15 protein-coding genes are annotated in these 13,953 nt (G+C 69.8%); 11 read left to right on the top strand and 4 right to left on the bottom strand.

Annotated elements, in window-relative coordinates:
• Positions 1 to 67 precede the first annotated feature (67 nt).
• From ON34_RS25395 to ON34_RS25385, 4 genes are all read left to right on the top strand, one after another.
• Complete coding sequence (locus tag ON34_RS25395; RefSeq protein ID WP_245548187.1) at positions 68 to 352, top strand: helix-turn-helix domain-containing protein; 285 nt, start codon at positions 68 to 70, stop codon at positions 350 to 352.
• 226 nt (positions 353 to 578) lie between these two features.
• Positions 579 to 680, top strand: coding sequence for a 30S ribosomal protein bS22 (locus tag ON34_RS34980; RefSeq protein WP_003402602.1), 102 nt, complete (start codon positions 579 to 581; stop codon positions 678 to 680).
• Between the two features lie 207 nt (positions 681 to 887).
• Positions 888 to 1,961, top strand: a complete 1,074-nt coding sequence (locus ON34_RS25390; RefSeq protein WP_051023116.1) for an NAD-dependent epimerase/dehydratase family protein — start codon at positions 888 to 890, stop codon at positions 1,959 to 1,961.
• Positions 1,958 to 2,965 (top strand): lysophospholipid acyltransferase family protein, encoded by a 1,008-nt coding sequence (locus ON34_RS25385; protein WP_040783930.1) that lies wholly within the window; start codon positions 1,958 to 1,960, stop codon positions 2,963 to 2,965. The genes ON34_RS25390 and ON34_RS25385 overlap by 4 nt, the downstream gene beginning before the upstream one ends.
• 4 nt (positions 2,966 to 2,969) lie before the next feature.
• Here ON34_RS25385 and ON34_RS25380 read toward each other — a convergent pair whose 3' ends face one another.
• A complete protein-coding gene (locus ON34_RS25380) occupies positions 2,970 to 3,917 on the bottom strand; it encodes an HAD family hydrolase (RefSeq protein WP_051023115.1) in 948 nt (315 codons plus the stop codon).
• 222 nt (positions 3,918 to 4,139) lie between these two features.
• Between ON34_RS25380 and ON34_RS25375 the strand changes: the two genes are divergently transcribed.
• The 5 genes from ON34_RS25375 (at position 4,140) to ON34_RS25355 (ending at position 9,655) form a co-directional block, all read left to right on the top strand.
• On the top strand, positions 4,140 to 4,400 hold the full coding sequence (locus ON34_RS25375) for a glutaredoxin family protein (RefSeq protein WP_040783927.1): 261 nt from the start codon (positions 4,140 to 4,142) through the stop codon (positions 4,398 to 4,400).
• Between the two features lie 241 nt (positions 4,401 to 4,641).
• Positions 4,642 to 5,472 carry a redox-sensing transcriptional repressor Rex gene (locus tag ON34_RS25370; RefSeq protein ID WP_245548186.1) on the top strand — a complete coding sequence of 277 codons (831 nt, stop codon included), beginning with the start codon at positions 4,642 to 4,644 and terminating at the stop codon, positions 5,470 to 5,472.
• A 64-nt stretch (positions 5,473 to 5,536) separates the two neighbouring features.
• Complete coding sequence (locus tag ON34_RS25365) at positions 5,537 to 6,979, top strand: glutamyl-tRNA reductase (RefSeq protein ID WP_040783925.1); 1,443 nt, start codon at positions 5,537 to 5,539, stop codon at positions 6,977 to 6,979.
• Entirely contained in the window at positions 6,976 to 8,031 is a 1,056-nt protein-coding gene (gene hemC / locus ON34_RS25360; RefSeq protein WP_040783922.1) for a hydroxymethylbilane synthase, read from the top strand. The genes ON34_RS25365 and hemC overlap by 4 nt, the downstream gene beginning before the upstream one ends.
• Positions 8,032 to 8,092: 61 nt before the next feature.
• Entirely contained in the window at positions 8,093 to 9,655 is a 1,563-nt protein-coding gene (locus tag ON34_RS25355) for a bifunctional uroporphyrinogen-III C-methyltransferase/uroporphyrinogen-III synthase (RefSeq protein WP_040783919.1), read from the top strand.
• 87 nt (positions 9,656 to 9,742) lie between these two features.
• On the opposite strand, the gene ON34_RS25350 is transcribed toward ON34_RS25355, so the two are convergent.
• The 3 genes from ON34_RS25350 to ON34_RS25340 form a co-directional block, all read right to left on the bottom strand.
• The gene (locus ON34_RS25350; RefSeq protein ID WP_245548185.1) at positions 9,743 to 10,015 is read right to left on the bottom strand and encodes a hypothetical protein; all 273 of its coding nucleotides are present in this window, start codon (positions 10,013 to 10,015) and stop codon (positions 9,743 to 9,745) included.
• 124 nt (positions 10,016 to 10,139) lie between these two features.
• A complete protein-coding gene (locus ON34_RS25345; RefSeq protein WP_051023086.1) occupies positions 10,140 to 10,949 on the bottom strand; it encodes a tetratricopeptide repeat protein in 810 nt (269 codons plus the stop codon).
• A 46-nt stretch (positions 10,950 to 10,995) separates the two neighbouring features.
• On the bottom strand, positions 10,996 to 11,835 hold the full coding sequence (locus ON34_RS25340; RefSeq protein WP_040783914.1) for a hypothetical protein: 840 nt from the start codon (positions 11,833 to 11,835) through the stop codon (positions 10,996 to 10,998).
• 376 nt (positions 11,836 to 12,211) lie between these two features.
• On the opposite strand from ON34_RS25340, the gene hemB reads away from it, so the two are divergent.
• Together hemB and ON34_RS25330 are read left to right on the top strand one after the other, a co-directional pair.
• Positions 12,212 to 13,189 carry a porphobilinogen synthase gene (gene hemB, locus ON34_RS25335; RefSeq protein ID WP_040784210.1) on the top strand — a complete coding sequence of 326 codons (978 nt, stop codon included), beginning with the start codon at positions 12,212 to 12,214 and terminating at the stop codon, positions 13,187 to 13,189.
• A gap of 5 nt (positions 13,190 to 13,194) precedes the next feature.
• Positions 13,195 to 13,710 (top strand): hypothetical protein, encoded by a 516-nt coding sequence (locus ON34_RS25330; RefSeq protein ID WP_040784206.1) that lies wholly within the window; start codon positions 13,195 to 13,197, stop codon positions 13,708 to 13,710.
• Positions 13,711 to 13,953 lie beyond the last annotated feature (243 nt).

Below are 13,953 nucleotides of genomic sequence, written 5' to 3'. Positions count from 1 at the left end.
CGCCGGTGGGGAAGCCGGCGGCGCGGACGTGCCGGAGGTCAATGGTGCAATGATGTCTTCAAATAAGATGTCTGCAAGTTCCGGAGCGTCCGGCGGCTCCGGTTCAGCAGGCGGTCGGGGGAATTCCCGGGCACAGCGTGAGACCGCAACGCAGGGGCAATCCGTGCTCGGCGGCGGCACTCAATTTCTCACCGTCGCCGAAGTGGCGAATCTGATGCGGGTGTCCAAGATGACGGTGTACCGGCTGGTGCACTCGGGCGAGTTGCCCGCCGTACGCGTCGGTCGCTCCTTCCGCGTGCACGCCAAGGCGGTGCACGACTATCTGGAAACGTCGTATTTCGACGCTGGATGAGGCGGTTTCGGGACCACGGAGGCGGGCCGGTACGATAGCTCTTCGGTTCGTGTTCGCCCGCCGGTGGCATCGCTGTTGGTTGCCTCGTGGTCTCCGGCGGCGCGGACACGGGGCGTGAGCTTGCCGAGCGACCCCGGCTGGTCGGCCGGGGCCTCGGCGGACGGACGTCCGGCAATCGCGCACGGCGAACGTGCGCGCCGAGTAGAGAGAACGCGAGGACAACCCTATGGGTTCTGTGATCAAGAAGCGCCGCAAGCGCATGTCGAAGAAGAAGCACCGCAAGCTGCTTCGCCGCACGCGTGTTCAGCGGCGCAAACTCGGCAAGTGAGTGTCGCTGCGCGGTAGCTGCGAAGGCCCGTCACCAATAGGTGACGGGCCTTTCGTTTGAAACTTGAAATTTTGGAATCGCCATTTGTATCACGTGACTGAAGTCATCGTTAGATCCTGGTTAATACTCTCGGTGAGCGGGTAGGCACCCGCTACGCTAGGACCGGGAATAAACACAAGACGGCTTGCCGATGGGAAGCGGGTGCCGGTGGGTTCTGAGGGTCGGGAAGGACACACACCGAAGGTCGTGCTGGTCACCGGGGCCAGCAGGTTCTTCGGCGGCACGGTTGTCGCGCGGCTCGCCCAGGATCCCCGCATCGAGCGCATTCTCGCCGTCGACACGATGACACCCGGCCGAGAGTTGCAGCGGCGCATGGGCCGCGCGGAATTCGTGCGCGCCGACATCCGAAACCCCTTGATCCGTAAGGTGATCGATGGTGGTGACGTGGACACCGTGGTGCACACCGCGGTGCTGGCTCGCCCGCCCGCGGGCGGCGGTCGCGCGGTGATGAAGGATCTGAACGTCCTCGGCGCGATGCAGCTGTTCGCGGTGTGCCAGAAGGCGCCATCGGTGCGCCGGGTGGTGCTGCGCTCCTCGTCGGCGGTGTACGGGTGCAGTGCCAAGGATCCGGCGAAATTCAGCGAGGAAATGAGCGCGCGCACGCCGCCGCGGGGTGGGTTCGCGCGCGACCTGATCGATATAGAGGGTTATGTTCGCGGGCTCGCCCGCCGACGCCCCGATATCGCCACGTCAATTCTGCGATTCGCCCCGATCGTCGGTCCCCGGCTGGCCGCCCGCGGCGTGCAATATCTGCGTTCGCCGGTGACCCCCACCGTATTCGGCCGGGACGCCAGGATGCAGCTGTTGCACGAGGAGGACGCGGTGGCCGCGCTGACTCTCGCGGCGCGCACCACGGCGAGCGGCACGTACAACATCGCGGGCGACGGCGCGCTGTCGCTGTCGCAGGCGGTCCGGCGGGCGGGGCGGATCGAATTGCCGGTGCCGTTCACGGTGTTCCGCACCGCGGGGCGCCTGCTGATGGGCCCGGTGATGCGGGAGTTCTCCACCGAACAGCTCGATTATTTCCACTTCGGATGTGGCCTGGACACCACGCGGATGCGGACCGAACTCGGGTTCGAGCCGCGCTGGACGACGGTGCAGGCGTTCGACGACTTCATCGGGGGCGCAGCGTTGCGGCCCGTGGTCGATCCAGCGTGGATCGACGCCGCAGAACACAAACTGCTCGGCCTGCTCGGGGCCGGTACGGGAGCACACCAATGAGTGACGTAGCGAAGGTCATCCAACTCCACGACGTCCAGGTGGAGCCGCGCCAGCGGCCGGCGCCACGACGGCTGTCCACTCCCAGTCCGGTGACATCGCTGCAGGAGCGGCGCGCCGCGGTGGCGCCGCCCGCGCCGCGGTCGGTGTCGGACATGGTGCGTGGCGCGCTCGGCAAACAGGTCAGCAAGACCGCCGATTTCGCTCGCCGCAGGCTCACCGGCGATTACCAGGTCGACGAGTTCGGCTTCGACGAGCACCTGCTCGAGTCGCTCATCCTGCCCGCGCTGCGCCCGCTGTCGGACCTGTGGTTCCGGGTGGAGGTCAGCGGGATGGAGAACATCCCGGAAGCCGGTGGCGCGTTGATCGTGGCCAACCACGCGGGCACCGTGCCGCTGGACGGCCTGATGCTCCAGCTGGCCGTGCACGACCGGCACCCCAAACAGCGTGCGCTGCGCCTCCTCGCCGCCGACCTGATCTTCGAGCTGCCCGTCCTCGGCGTCCTGGCCCGCAAGGCCGGGCACACGCTCGCCTGCCGCGAGGACGCCGAGCGCCTGCTGCGCTCCGGCGAGCTGACCGGTGTGTTCCCGGAAGGCTTCAAAGGCGTCGGCAAGCAGTACACCGACCGCTACAAGCTGCAGCGCTTCGGCCGCGGCGGTTTCGTCGCCGCGGCGGTGCGCACCGGCGCGCCGATCATCCCGTGCTCCATCGTCGGTTCCGAGGAGATCTACCCGAAGCTGGCCGATCTGAAGCCCCTGGCCCGGCTGCTCGGACTGCCCTACTTCCCGGTGACGCCGCTGTTCCCGCACCTGGGCGTGCTCGGCGCGGTGCCGTTGCCGTCGAAGTGGTACATCGAGTTCGGCACCCCCATCCCGACCACCGCCTACGAGCCGGAGGCGGCCGACGACCCGATGACCATGTTCGAGATCACCGACCAGGTGCGCGAGACCATCCAGCAGACGCTCTACAAGCTGCTCACCAAGCGCCGCAACGTTTTCACGGGGTAAGCGGCTAGCTGCCGTCGCGGCGGCGGGTCACCGCCGCGGCCACGGCGCCACCGGCCGCGCCAAGGGCTAGTGCGGTCGGCACGCCGATCTTGGCCGCCTTGCGGCCGGTCCGGAAATCGCGGATCTCCCAGCCCCGGTTCTTGGCCACCTCGCGCAGATCCGAATCCGGGTTGATCGCCACCGCCGTTCCGACCAGCGACAGCATCGGCACGTCGTTGTGGCTGTCGGAGTAGGCGGTGCACCGCTTGAGGTTCAGGCCCTCGCGGATCGCCAGCGTGCGGACCGCGTGCGCCTTGCCGAGGCCGTGCAGGATGTCACCGACCAGGCGTCCGGTGAACTTCCCGTCCACGCTTTCGGCGACGGTGCCGAGCGCACCGGTCAGCCCGAGCCGTTTCGCGATCACCTGAGCCAATTCCACCGGTGTCGCGGTCACCAGCCATACCTGCTGGCCCGCGTCCAGGTGCATCTGCGCGAGCGCGCGGGTGCCCGGCCAGATCTTGTCGGCGATGATCTCGTCGTAGATCTCCTCACCGAGCGCGGCCAGTTCGGCGGTGGAGCGCCCGGCGATGAACGCCAGCGCCTTTTCCTTGCCGCTGGCCATGTCGGTGCTGCTCTCCTTGCCGGTGACCCGGAATTTCACCTGCTTCCAGGCGACGTCCACCAGATCGGAGGTCTTGAAATACTTGCGCGCGGCCAGCCCTCGGGCGAAATGGACGATCGACGCGCCCTGCACCATGGTGTTGTCGACGTCGAAGAATGCCGCCGCGGTCAGGTCGCGCGGCGCCTCCGGTCCCGCGGCTTCCGCCTCGCCCGCGGCCAACTCCGCGTCGTGCAACGTCAACGCGGCGTCCGCGCTCGCCTCACCCGCCAGGTTGGCGCGCAATTCCTCTTCGCTCGGGCCGAAGGGGCTGCGCGAGATACGGGCGAGCTGGTCCTGCAGCCCCTGGCCCATCTGGCTCAGATTCCACCGCGCCGGAAACTCACCGAATCGTCCCGCGATGAATCCGGCCCTTGCCACCTTCGATCGTTCCGGCACCAGTACCTCCGCCCGTCGCGCGAACCATGTCAACAGTAGCGGGATCGGGTGACAGTCACGGCAGAAGGCGGCGTGCGACACAATCGAAGGGCGCGTACCGAGCCTTCAGGCCGCGTGGACCCCCGATTAAATATCCGCATGACCAATCCCACACATTCGGTGACATTGCTTACCCGCGCCGGCTGCGGGCTGTGTGCGACGGCGCTGGAACAGCTGCGTGTGATCTGCGGCGAATTCGGTATCGAACCGGGCACCGTCGACGTCGACGAAGCCGCCGCAACCGACCCTGGCCTGCGCGCGGAGTACGGCGACCGGCTTCCTGTCGTGCTGCTCGACGGCCGCGAACACAGCTATTTCGATGTCGACGAGGCCCGATTGCGCGCCGACCTGACGCGCTGAGCGGAGCGTTTCCGGCCCGTTTCGGCCGCTGCGGGAGGTCAGGACGGAAAATGAGGCCAATTTCACCGACTTTGTGCAGGGCTTCACAAGCAGTTACGGTGGTGGCACGCGACCCGCATGCCGAGGCTGCGGAGCCGCCCCGAAATCCGAAACTTCGACACCCATGGCACCGGACCGTCCCCGGGTCAGAGGGTCGAGCGACGAACCGGTGCCCGAGGCGCCGGGACGAGGAGCCGACGACGTGACAGAGCAGCATGAGGCGCCAGGCGGCGTCTCCGGCAGGGCTCTGCAGAAAGACATCCCGCAGGCCACCGTCGCGCGGCTGGCTACCTATCTCCGGGTCCTCGCCATGTTGGCCGACGACGGTGTTGCCATCGTATCGAGTGAGGAACTGGCTGTCGCGGCGGGTGTCAATTCGGCCAAATTGCGCAAGGATCTGTCCTTCCTCGGCCCCAACGGAGTTCGCGGCGTCGGGTACGACGTGGCCAAGTTGCGCTCCAGGATCGAGGACGTGCTCGGCCTGTCGAAGGGCCACCGCGTTGTGCTGGTCGGCGCGGGCAATCTGGGCCGGGCGCTGGTCGGGTACGGCGGCTTCCGGCGGCGCGGATTCAGCGTGGTCGGCATCTTCGACAGCCACACCGAGGTGATCGGCATGACGGTCGCCGGGCTGGTGGTGCGCGACGTCGCCGAGCTGGCCGAAGCGGTCGCCGAGCTGGAGCCGACCATCGCGGTCATCACCGTCCCCGACGACGCGGCCCAGGACGTCTGCGACCGGCTCGTCGCGGCCGGCGTGCAGTCGATCCTGAGTTTCGCCCCGTGCGAGCTGGTCGCCCCGGCGTCGGTCGAGGTGCGCCGCGTGGATCTGGCCGTCGAAATGCAAATGCTTTCCTTCGAACGGGTGCGCAACGCGGAACAGACCTCGCTACCCGAGGTCGCGCACGGCGGGGCGGGCCGTATCGGTCGTCACCTGCCTGCGCCGCACGCGGGGTCCGCGCACCCGGCACTTCAGCACTCGGCAACCCCGCATACGGCAACGGAGCCAAGCAGCAAGGGATCGGTGGTCACACCATGAGTGAGCGCAGCGAGCGAGTCCATCAGCGCGGTACGACGGTGCCGAGCGTTAGCGAGGCCAAGGCATGAGTGTTCTCCTTGTCGGCATCTCGCACCGCAGTGCGCCGGTATCGGTGCTGGAGAAGGTCGCCATCACCGATGCCGACCGGCCGAAACTGATCGACCGCCTGCTCGCCTCCAGCCACGTGTCCGAGGCGATGATCGTCTCCACCTGCAACCGGGTGGAGGTCTACGCGGTGGTCGACGCCTTCCACGGCGGCCTGGCCGAGATCGGCGACCTGCTGACCAAGCACTCCGGCCTGCCGCTGCCCGATCTGACCAAGCACGCCTACGTCCGCTACGCCGAGGCCGCCGCCGAGCACCTGTTCGCGGTGGCCAGCGGCCTGGACTCGATGGTGGTCGGCGAGCAGCAGGTGCTCAGTCAGATTCGCGGCGCGTACGCCTCCGCCGACGCGCAGCAGGCCGTCGGGCGGACCCTGCACGAGCTGGCCCAGCACGGACTGCGGGTCGGCAAGCGGGTGCACGCCGAAACCGGGATCGATCGCGCCGGCGCGTCGGTGGTGTCGGTGGCGCTGGATCGCGCACAGCACGTGCTCGGGCCGCTGGCCGGTCGGACGGCCGCGGTCGTCGGAGCGGGCGCCATGGGCGGCCTTGCGGTCGCGCATCTTTCCCGCGCGGGGATCGGCCGGATCATCGTGGTCAACCGCACCATCGGGCGGGCGCGCAGGCTCGCCGAGACCGCGCGCACGCACGGTGTGACGGCCGAGGCGAAGGAACTGTCCCGGCTCACCGAGGCGATGGCCGCGGCGGACGTGGTGGTCACCTGTACCGGCGCGGTAGGCGCGGTCGTGACGCTCGCCGACACCCACCGCGCGCTGACCGACCGCGAACGCGGCGAGGAATTCGCCACGGTGGAGCGGCCGCTGGTGTTCTGCGATCTCGGCCTGCCCCGCGACGTCGAGCACGCCGTGGCCGGGCTGCCCGGCGTCACCCTCATCGACATCGAGACGTTGCAGCGCGATCCCGCGGCGGGCGCCGCCGCCGACGACACGGCGGCCGCCCGCTCGATCGTCGCCGAGGAACTCGCCAAATACCTCGCCGGACAGCGGATGGCGGAGGTCACCCCGACCGTTGCCGCGCTACGCCAGCGCGCCGCGGAGGTGGTCGAGGCCGAACTGCTCCGGTTGGATTCGCGGCTGCCCGGCCTGGCCGACCCCGAGCGCGACGAGGTCGCGCGCACGGTGCGCCGTGTGGTCGACAAGCTGCTGCACGCGCCGACCGTGCGGGTCAAGCAGTTGGCGTCCACGCCGGGCGGCGACAGCTACGCCGAGGCCCTGCGCGAGCTCTTCGAACTGAAACCGGGTGCGGCGCAGGCGGTCGCCGCGCCGATGGAGATCACCGCGCTCGCCGGTGATCGCGCCGAGATCACACTGGCCGACGGGGAGATCGCGCTGGCCGACGACTTCACCGCGGGCCATCGCGGCGAGGAACAGGGGCAGACGGCATGACGATGGTGCACCACCAGGGCAACGAGACAGCGCGACCCGATCGCGCGCCTTGGCGTATCGGCACCCGGGGGAGCCTGCTCGCGCTCACCCAGGCGGGCACGGTGCGCGACGCGCTGATCGCCGCCGGGCACCCGGCCGAACTCGTGGTGATCAAGACCGCAGGAGACCTGTCCGCCGATCCGGTGCAGAAGATCGGCGTCGGCGTGTTCACCTCCGCATTGCGCGACGAACTGGCCTCGGGCGCGATCGACATCGCGGTGCATTCCTACAAGGATCTGCCGACCGCCCAGGACCCGCGCTTCACCATCGCCGCCATCCCGCCCAGGGAGGATCCGCGCGACGCCTTGGTCGCGCGCGACGGACTGGTGCTGGGCGAGCTGCCGGCGGGAGCGAAGGTCGGCACCTCCGCGCCGCGTCGCGCAGCGCAACTGCGGGCGCTCGGCCTCGGCCTGGACATCGTCCCGCTGCGGGGCAATCTCGACACCCGCCTGCGCAAGGTCAGCGAGGGTGAGCTGGACGCCGTCGTGGTGGCCAGAGCCGGGCTGGCCCGCATCGAGCGGCTGGACGCGGTCACCGAGGCGCTGGAGCCGGTGCAGATGCTGCCCGCTCCCGCCCAGGGCGCGCTGGCGGTGGAGTGCCGCAGCGATGACGCCGCCGTCGTGGAGATCCTGACCGGCCTGGACGACGCGGCCACCCGCGCGTCCGTGCTTGCCGAACGGTCGCTGCTGGCCGAGCTGGAGGCCGGCTGCACCGCGCCGATCGGCGCGCTGGCCGAGGTGGTCGAGTCGCTCGACGACGAAGGCCGGATCGTGGACGAGCTCTCGCTGCGCGCGTGCGCGGCGGCCGTCGACGGGTCCGACGTGTTACGGGCGTCGGTGGTCGGCGCTCCGGCGGACGCGGCAGAGCTCGGCCGCGCGTTGGCCCGCGAGTTGCTCGACATGGGCGCGCGCGAGCTGCTCGCCACCGAACCGGACGACGGTTCCCCCATTCGGGCGGTGCGTCCGCCCGCCACAGACTTGCCCAACCCCAGCCCCATGGAGAACAGCCGATGAGTGAGCGAATCCTCACCGCGCCTTCGGGCATGCCGGAGCCGAGCGCAAGCGAGGTGCGGGCATGAGCCGAGGCACGAAGAAGCACCCCGGTCGGATCCTTTTCGTCGGATCGGGTCCGGGTGACCCGGCGCTGCTCACCGTGCGCGCGCGTGAGGTGATCGGACGGGCGACGCTGGCATTCACCGATCCGGACGTCGACAAGGGCGTGCTGGCCTTGATCGGCACCGACGTCGAGCCCGGCCCGGACGGCGAGCGCCCGGTCGACGTGCGACCTGCGCTCGGCGAGCCCGCCGAAGTGGCCAAAACGCTGATCGCCGAGGCGCGCGGCGGCCACGACGTGGTGCGCGTGGTCGCGGGCGACCCGCTGACCACCGACTCGGTGATCGCCGAGGTCAACGCCGTCACCCGGTCGCACATGGTGTTCGAGGTGCTGCCGGGCCTGCCCAACGGCTCGGCGGTGCCCAGCTACGCGGGCATCGCGCTGGGCTCGGGGCACACCGAGGCCGATGTGCGCGGCGAGGTCGACTGGGCCGCGCTGGCGGCTGCCCCCGGCCCGCTCGTGCTGCACGCGACCTCAGGGCACCTGGCCGAGACCGCGAGCGCCTTGGTCGAGCACGGCATGGCGCCGCAGACCCCGGTGGCCGTGACCGTGCGGGGCACCACCCGCCAGCAGCGCACCATCGAGGCCACCTTGGCCACGCTGAACAGCGCGGCCTCCGAGCTGGTCGGCCCGCTGGTGGTGACCATCGGCAAGGTGGTCGCGCAGCGCTCGAAGATGTCGTGGTGGGAGTCGCGCGCGCTGTACGGCTGGACCGTGCTGGTGCCGCGCACCAAGGACCAGGCCGCCGAGATGAGCGAGCGGCTGGTCACGCACGGCGCCATCCCGATGGAGGTGCCGACCATCGCCGTCGAGCCGCCGCGCAGCCCCGCTCAGATGGAGCGCGCGGTCAAGGGCTTGGTCGACGGACGCTACCAGTGGGTGGTGTTCACCTCCACCAACGCGGTGCGCGCGGTGTGGGAGAAGTTCGCCGAGTTCGGCTTGGACGCTCGGGCGTTCTCCGGTGTGAAGATCGCCTGCGTCGGCGAGGCCACCGCGGACAAGGTGCGCTCGTTCGGCATCAACCCGGAACTGGTGCCCAGCGGTGAGCAGTCATCCGAGGGGCTGCTTGCCGACTTCCCGCCCTACGACGACGTTTTCGACCCGGTGAACCGGGTGCTGCTGCCGCGCGCGGACATCGCCACCGAGACGCTGGCCGAGGGCCTGCGCGACCGCGGCTGGGAGATCGACGACGTCACGGCCTACCGGACGGTGCGCGCGTCGCCGCCGCCCGCGGAGACGCGCGAGATGATCAAGACCGGCGGCTTCGACGCGGTCCTGTTCACCTCGTCCTCCACGGTGCGCAATCTGGTCGGCATCGCGGGCAAGCCGCACGCGCGCACGATCGTGGCGTGCATCGGCCCCAAGACCGCCGAAACGGCCATCGAGTTCGGCCTGCGCGTGGACGTGCAGCCCGAGGTGGCCCAGGTCGGTCCGCTGGTCGAGGCACTCGCGGAGCACGCGGCGCGCCTGCGCGCCGAGGGGCTCCTGCCGCCGCCGCGCAAGAAGAGCCGCCGCAGCCGCTGAGGTGTGCGGCTCGCGTCCGAGCGACCGCCGCTTGCGACTTCGTCGCTTGCGCGTCGGCCACTCGGACGCGAGCCGCACCCATCGGTCTCAGTACCTCCTGCGCATCAGCGTGCGGACCATGGTGCAGGTGGCGTCGGAGGGCGGTCGGATGCCGATCACCTCGGCGGTGTGCCTGATCCGCTTGTTGGTGGCGTAACTCGGTGCGTAGACGCCCGAGTCGAGCAGTGCGATCGCCAGGCGCATCGCCTTCAGGCGCCGGTTGTGCATGACGTACCACGCCCGGGGGCGGCCCGGCGGCAGCGGGCGCTTCTGCAACGGCGTGTAGGGGCGATCGATGAGAACGGTTTGTGGTGTGCGCACTGGCATCCCTCCCGTGGCGATCGGGGGCGGGCGAGCCCCCTCGAACGTACCTTCGATTCTACCGTGGGGGACCGACAAACTCCGCTGGCCACAAGGCTTTTCACGTGCCACGCGGTGCCACGGCTCACAGATCGTGCAGCAGCCGCAGCGACTGTGGATGGCCGAGGGCGGCGGCGCGTTCCAGCCACTGCCTGGCTTCCTGCTGCGCCCGCGTACAGCCGGTCGCGATCTCGGCGGCGGCCCGCAGCACCTCGGGGTCGGCTGAATCACCTGCGACATAAGGCGTGTCCGCCGCGCGCAGCAAGAGCGCGAGGTGGAACATCGAGTCCGGATCCCCCGCATCGGCGCCTTTGCGCAGCCACCGCTCGCCCTCGCCGCGGTCACCGCGATCCACGTGCAGGGCGCCGAGCACCGCCATAGCGTCGGTCCTGCCGCGGCGCGCGGCCTCGGTGAGCAGAGCTATCGCACGGTCGAATTCGCCGCGCCGGGCCAGATGCAGGCCGAGAGTGCGCATGGCCGTGGGGTTTCCGGCCCGCACAGCGCGTTCGTACCAGCGCTCCGCCGCCGCGTCGTCACCGCGCCGATTCGCGAGAACGCCCATGTTGCACAGGGCTTCGGGCAGCCCGTTCTCGGCCGCGGGCCGCAACCAGCGCTCGGCCTCGTCCAGATACCCACGCTCCAGGTGCAGCAGACCCACGTGCACACCCGCGGGCTCGTCGCCGCGCGCGGCGGCCTGCTCCAACCAGCGGATCCCCTCGCCGATCCGCCCGTCGGCGCCGAGCAGCGCGCCGAGCATCGTCATGGCGGGCACGCTGCCGCCCGCGACGGCTCGGCGCAGCCAGCGTTCGGCGCCCGCCGCGTCGCCCGCCTCCCACAGTGCTTCGGCGCGCCGCCGCATGGCGAGCAGTTCCATCTCGCTCGGCGGATCGGTCATGTCGGCATTCCTGCCCGGTCGCGGTCAGCGGAGGCCATGCCGCCGATCATCGCGGTTGTTCGAGCGGGGCCGGGTACCCGTGCTCGCGTGCGTAAGCGGCCAGCTGCGCGTCGTAGTTGCTCAGGCTGTCCAGCAGCCAGGTATGTCCAGTGTCCTTGACCACCACGATTGGTCCACGGGTGCCCGGTGGCAGCGTGGGCATCGCGCCGTCGGTGTACCAGGACGTGGTCGACCACGGAAAGATGAACGCCCAGCCGATGTCGCAGACCCGCTGCGGCGGTCCGAGCTGGAGAGGATCGGCCGGAGTGCTGTGCCGTGCGCTGTGCGCGGCGAGCAGGTGCCGCGCGCTGTTGCGGGCCACCCGCACGTCCAGCGGCCCGGCGGCGGTGTCCGGGAACGGCAGATTCGCCTGGGCCTCGGCCAGTAGCCGCCGGCCCGCCTCCGCAGTCACCGGGCACGGCCTGCTCTGCAAGCGGAGGAAAACGGTGTGGGCGGTGTCGGAGTACCGCAGCCCGGCGAAGACATCCTCGGTGCGGCCCATCAGGTGCGTGCCGCGGCTGCGGACCCATTCGGGCTCGTCGCGGTAGATGCCGAGGGTGGCGAACGCGGCGTACGCGCCGGGCATCAGCTGGGGATCGGCCCATTGCCGCGCGACGAACTCCACGAAGATGTTCTGCCCGGTGCCGTCGGCGGCGCGCCAGGCCCGCAGCGCGGTCGCGGGCGGGGGCAGGCCGCCGGTCAGCACCGGCCACCAGTCCGACAGCAGCACCGCCACCCACGATTCGAAGTCGGCGGCTCTGGCCAGCGAGATATCGATGTGCGGATCGGGCATCCTGTCCCCCAGCGAGGTCTCGCGGAAAAGACGCGGCCGGACGAAGTCTGTCATCAGCCCACGCCGGGCTGAGCGAAGGCTCGAGGCATCCGCTCGTGTGCCGGGCCGAGCGAAGGTCAGGCAGCCGTCTAGTCGGAGTATGCGCCTCGAGGGGTCTCCCCGGTGTGATTTCACCCACACCGAGACAGGAGCTGATCGCCCTTCTCGGCTCGGGTGTCGAGCGATCCAGGTGTCTGCGATGCGGTGCCAGCGAGAGTCGATTACGGCGACTTCAAAGGGCTCCAAGTCGCTGCCGAAGACTCTCCGGCTGCCACCCAACGCAACCAGTTCGGCCCAGCTCCCGGTTTCGAGCGCAGCGAGACCGAGCATTGCCCGTGAACCCGCAGTGCCGCAGGCACTGCAAAACAAGCACAGGCGTATCGTGCGATTCATGACCGGAATGGACCGCCCGCGGCGGTTGCGCCGTACCCCGGCTTTGCGTCGCCTCGTGGCCGAAACAACACTGGAACCACGGCAATTGGTGTTACCGATGTTCGTCGCCGACGGCCTCGAGGAACCGCGCGCGATCGGCTCGATGCCAGGAGTGGTGCAGCATTCGCTCGACTCGCTGCGCAAGTCCGCCGTCGAGGCGGTCACGGCGGGCGTCGGGGGGATCATGCTGTTCGGCGTGCCCCGCCCCGAGGACAAGGACGCCGTCGGCAGTCAGGCCAGCGATCCGCACGGCATCCTCAACCGCGGCCTGCGCGCTCTCGCCGACGAGGTGGGTGATTCGACCGTGGTCATGGCCGACACCTGTCTGGACGAGTTCACCGACCACGGTCACTGCGGCGTGCTGGCCGCCGACGGCGCGGTCGACAACGACGCCACGCTGGACCGCTATGTCGAGATGTCCCTCGCGCAGGCCGAGGCGGGCGCCGACCTGCTCGGCACCAGTGGCATGATGGACGGCCAGGTCGGCGCGATCCGGCGCGGACTGGACGAGGCCGGGCGCACCGACACCGGCATCCTGGCCTACGCCGCGAAGTACGCCTCGGCGTTCTACGGCCCGTTCCGTGAGGCCGTCGGTTCCTCGCTGCAAGGCGACCGGCGCACCTACCAGCAGGACCCGGCCAATCGCCGCGAGTCGATCCGCGAACTGGAGCTGGACCTCGCCGAGGGGGCGGACATCGTCATGGTGAAGCCGGCCATGTCGTACCTGGACATCCTGCGCGAGGTCGCCGATCGCTCGACCGTCCCGGTCGCCGCGTATCAGATCTCCGGTGAGTACGCGATGATCACCGCCGCCGCCGAGCGCGGATGGATCGATCGCCGCGGCGCCATCCTCGAGTCGTTGCTCGGTATCCGCCGGGCGGGTGCGGACATCGTGCTCACCTACTGGGCCACCGAGGCCGCGCACTGGCTGTCGTGACGAACATGGCGGGGCCGTTCGGCGTTCGACCGGCCCGCGTTCCGATGCCGGAGGATGTCGGCACCGCGCGGCAGTTGTGGTGGGGTGTGCTCGGATTCGGCGTCGTGCAGCTGATCGCGTCGGTCATCGCGGCCTTGGAGCGGCGGCGCGCCTTCGCCGAAGAGGTCTTCGAACAGGCCAGGGCGAAGGACCCGCAGGTGACGATGGCCAGCGCGGAGCTCATGGTGTCGCTGGTGTACGTGTTCGTGGTGCTGATCGGGCTGGGCGTCGCGGCGCTCGCGCTGGTGATCGTGCACCAGTTCGGGCGCGGCAAGCTCTGGGCGCGCACCGTCCTGACGGTGCTGGGTGTCTGGGTCGTGGTGGTCGGCGTGGGTGCGCTGCTGGCGATCGACGCGGTGACCGGGACAGCGTCGCTGGTGGCGGGCGGTGCATCGATCGTGCAGGCCGTGCTCGCGTCCGGCGCGATCTATCTGTCGCATCGTCCGGAGTCCACCGCGTACTTCCAGCTGGGCGGACGCTGAACCCGATCGGTGGAACACGTTCCCAGTTTGTCCGAGACAGACCGGCATGTATGGTGAGGGTTGTCACAGTGGACATGGGAACCGGAAGTCATTTGTCATGCGTTGTCTTACGTTTCGTGCGGGACCTGGGCAGATGGCTTCGGAGGATCGGAGGCATCGATGCGAGTGGTGATCCAGCAGCCGCACAGCATTCGGCGGGATCTGGCCGTACTGAGCCTGCTGATTCTGTTCGCCGTGCTGACC

It is taken from the genome of Nocardia pneumoniae NBRC 100136 (assembly GCF_000308755.1).
GTDB lineage: Bacteria > Actinomycetota > Actinomycetes > Mycobacteriales > Mycobacteriaceae > Nocardia > Nocardia pneumoniae.
The sequence above is the reverse complement of the archived record's forward strand: the minus strand, read 5'-3'. Positions and strand labels throughout refer to the sequence as shown.

Excerpts from the sequence above, each read along its gene's own strand:
- ON34_RS25355 (WP_040783919.1), top strand. The coding sequence starts at position 8,093 with ATGAGCCGAGGCACGAAGAAGCACCCCGGTCGGATCCTTTTCGTCGGA.
- ON34_RS25380 (WP_051023115.1), bottom strand. The coding sequence starts at position 3,917 with ATGGGCCAGGGGCTGCAGGACCAGCTCGCCCGTATCTCGCGCAGCCCC.
- hemC (WP_040783922.1), top strand. The coding sequence starts at position 6,976 with ATGACGATGGTGCACCACCAGGGCAACGAGACAGCGCGACCCGATCGC.
- ON34_RS25375 (WP_040783927.1), top strand. The coding sequence starts at position 4,140 with ATGACCAATCCCACACATTCGGTGACATTGCTTACCCGCGCCGGCTGC.
- ON34_RS25395 (WP_245548187.1), top strand. The coding sequence starts at position 68 with ATGTCTGCAAGTTCCGGAGCGTCCGGCGGCTCCGGTTCAGCAGGCGGT.
- ON34_RS25340 (WP_040783914.1), bottom strand. The coding sequence starts at position 11,835 with ATGACAGACTTCGTCCGGCCGCGTCTTTTCCGCGAGACCTCGCTGGGG.
- ON34_RS34980 (WP_003402602.1), top strand. The coding sequence starts at position 579 with ATGGGTTCTGTGATCAAGAAGCGCCGCAAGCGCATGTCGAAGAAGAAG.
- hemB (WP_040784210.1), top strand. The coding sequence starts at position 12,212 with ATGACCGGAATGGACCGCCCGCGGCGGTTGCGCCGTACCCCGGCTTTG.
- ON34_RS25365 (WP_040783925.1), top strand. The coding sequence starts at position 5,537 with ATGAGTGTTCTCCTTGTCGGCATCTCGCACCGCAGTGCGCCGGTATCG.
- ON34_RS25330 (WP_040784206.1), top strand. The coding sequence starts at position 13,195 with ATGGCGGGGCCGTTCGGCGTTCGACCGGCCCGCGTTCCGATGCCGGAG.
- ON34_RS25345 (WP_051023086.1), bottom strand. The coding sequence starts at position 10,949 with ATGACCGATCCGCCGAGCGAGATGGAACTGCTCGCCATGCGGCGGCGC.
- ON34_RS25385 (WP_040783930.1), top strand. The coding sequence starts at position 1,958 with ATGAGTGACGTAGCGAAGGTCATCCAACTCCACGACGTCCAGGTGGAG.